General features: G+C 32.6%; 3 protein-coding genes. All 3 read left to right on the forward strand.

Going from position 1 to position 2097, the window contains the following annotated elements; all coding sequences use genetic code 11:
• On the forward strand, window positions 1-243 hold a 243-nt coding region (locus tag ACFIL8_RS09450; RefSeq protein ID WP_375689572.1), incomplete at its 5' end, for a TM2 domain-containing protein.
• 379 nt (window positions 244-622) lie between these two features.
• Complete coding sequence (locus ACFIL8_RS09455) at window positions 623-1033, forward strand: TM2 domain-containing protein (RefSeq protein ID WP_375668182.1); 411 nt, start codon at window positions 623-625, stop codon at window positions 1031-1033.
• A gap of 383 nt (window positions 1034-1416) precedes the next feature.
• Window positions 1417-1869, forward strand: a complete 453-nt coding sequence (locus tag ACFIL8_RS09460; protein ID WP_375668181.1) for a TM2 domain-containing protein — start codon at window positions 1417-1419, stop codon at window positions 1867-1869.
• Window positions 1870-2097: the final 228 nt, after the last annotated feature.

Here is a 2097-nt window from a genome sequence, read left to right on the forward strand (position 1 = left end):
CCATTGTTGAGACCAGGTACAGAGAACACAAAGATAATGTTCGCACTGCTTTGTTGGGTTGCAGGTATCTTTGGTGTCCATCGCTTTATGGTTGGTAAAGTTAGGACTGGTGCTTTAATGCTAGTTCTATCTTTATCATTGTTTGGATTGATAATTACCGGCATTTGGGCAATTGTTGATTTTATAGTCATTCTTGGTGGAAGATTTACGGATAAAGATGGGAATCAGATTACAGATTTGTGAAAATCTTATAATAAAAAAAGTAATTTAGCTCGCTTTTTATTTTTATAAATATATTAAGTTGATTAATGCCGAATTATGTCTCTATACCTTTTTAAGGAGAGATTAAAAACTATGCACAGTTGAATAGAAATATTGAAAAGGACAGTGCTATTTTATATGGGTAAAGCAAAGATATAAATCAACTAAAGCATGTTTTTTGTTACTGCTTATAGCAGCGGGAAATATTAGATTATTGGGGAGTTCCGAACTATTTTAATTTCATGTTTATCATGGTGAGTACGAATTGTATTTACACCGTGAGGTTAATCCGCATATTATCGAATTGAAATTAATCTCTTTATGAATAACACATGAGGAGCAGCTTTATAGGTGGGCAAGAATGAAAGGTAAGATTATTGGTCAGGATCAAGGAGATTATTTTGTTTCAGGAGCTGACGGTAAGCGTTATCAATTTTCAAGTTTCGATTGGTTAGGAAAAAAATTACCAAAAGTGGGTGATACCGTTGACTTTGTATATGAAGATAATGTTGTTAAATCTGTTCTCCCTCTCGTGAGTAAAACTCAGTCAGAAAAATCAAGATTGGCGATAGCACTTGTTTGTTGGTTTTTTGGTTTATTGGGAATTCATCGCTTTATGGCTGGTAAAGTTGGAACGGGTATTGTAATGCTTCTTATAACGATAACAGGTATAGGGCTGTTAGTTACTATACCGTGGTCGTTTATCGATTTTATAGTTATTTTATCCGGATATTTTAGGGATGAAAACGGGGATAAAATTATAAATTGGTAGAAATTTTAGAATAACATAAAATGTAAAGAGTGAGGCACTTTCTTTACTTTTAATGTTGTCAATATATTAATTTAATAATGTAAATTATTTTAATATATGTCTTTAAATGTGAAATATTAAAGAAAATTATGAATATTTAAATAAAACTATTGAAAAAGACTGTACTATTTCATATGAAAAAAGCAAAGGTGCAAATCGAACAGCGTGCTTTGTATTACCACTTGTAATTGCGGGAATTTTAAGTTGTTGGGGAATTTTTAGCTTTTTAAATTGTCATATATCACGGTGAATACAGACTGTATTCATGCTGTGAGGTTTATTCAACATATTATCATATTAGAAGAAAAGCTTCTTTATGAATAACAATTTTATAGGTGGTGAAGATGAAAGGTAAGATTATTGGTCATGATCAAGGAGATTATTTCATTTCAGGGGCTGATGGTAAGCGCTATCAGTTTGCGAATTGGGATTGGTCAGGAAAAACGCCGCCGAAAATTGGTGACGTCGTTGATTTTGTGTGTGAAGGGGATACCATTAAATCTATTTTCCCTATCTCAACTGAAGGTCAGTCACAGCAATCAAAAGTGACGTTAGCGGTCGTTTGTTTTTTTCTAGGTGGACTAGGACTTCATCGTTTTATGGTTGGTAAAGTTGGAACGGGCATTGCAATGCTTCTTATAAATATAATAAGTGTAATAAGTATAATAAGTGTAATATTTATGCCGGTAGGGCTTATAGGAATTTTTTTGATAATTACACCTTGGGTATTGATTGATTTTATAGTCATTTTAACAGGAAGTTTTAAGGACAAAGATGGGTGCAAAATCACAACTTAGAGGATATCCAATATTTATAATATAAAAAGTGGGGCATTCAGCTTACTTTGATCGTATTAAGGGGGGGTAAATTGAAATAACAAATTATTTTGGTGTAGATTTGGTAATGAGGTATTAATCAAAATCATGCATAGTTGGGCAAAATATCAAAAAATTTGTGCTGTAAAGACTGTGCTATTTTATGTGGACAAAGCAGAAACGTCGATCAATCAAAGTACGCTTTGTACT

Origin of the sequence: Bartonella sp. AP57NXGY, assembly GCF_042195805.1 — a bacterium.
Classification (GTDB): Bacteria; Pseudomonadota; Alphaproteobacteria; order Rhizobiales; family Rhizobiaceae; genus Bartonella.

What these genes read in the sequence shown, in the direction of transcription:
- ACFIL8_RS09455 (WP_375668182.1), top strand. Translation starts at nt 623, where the DNA reads ATGAAAGGTAAGATTATTGGTCAGGATCAAGGAGATTATTTTGTTTCA.
- ACFIL8_RS09460 (WP_375668181.1), top strand. Translation starts at nt 1,417, where the DNA reads ATGAAAGGTAAGATTATTGGTCATGATCAAGGAGATTATTTCATTTCA.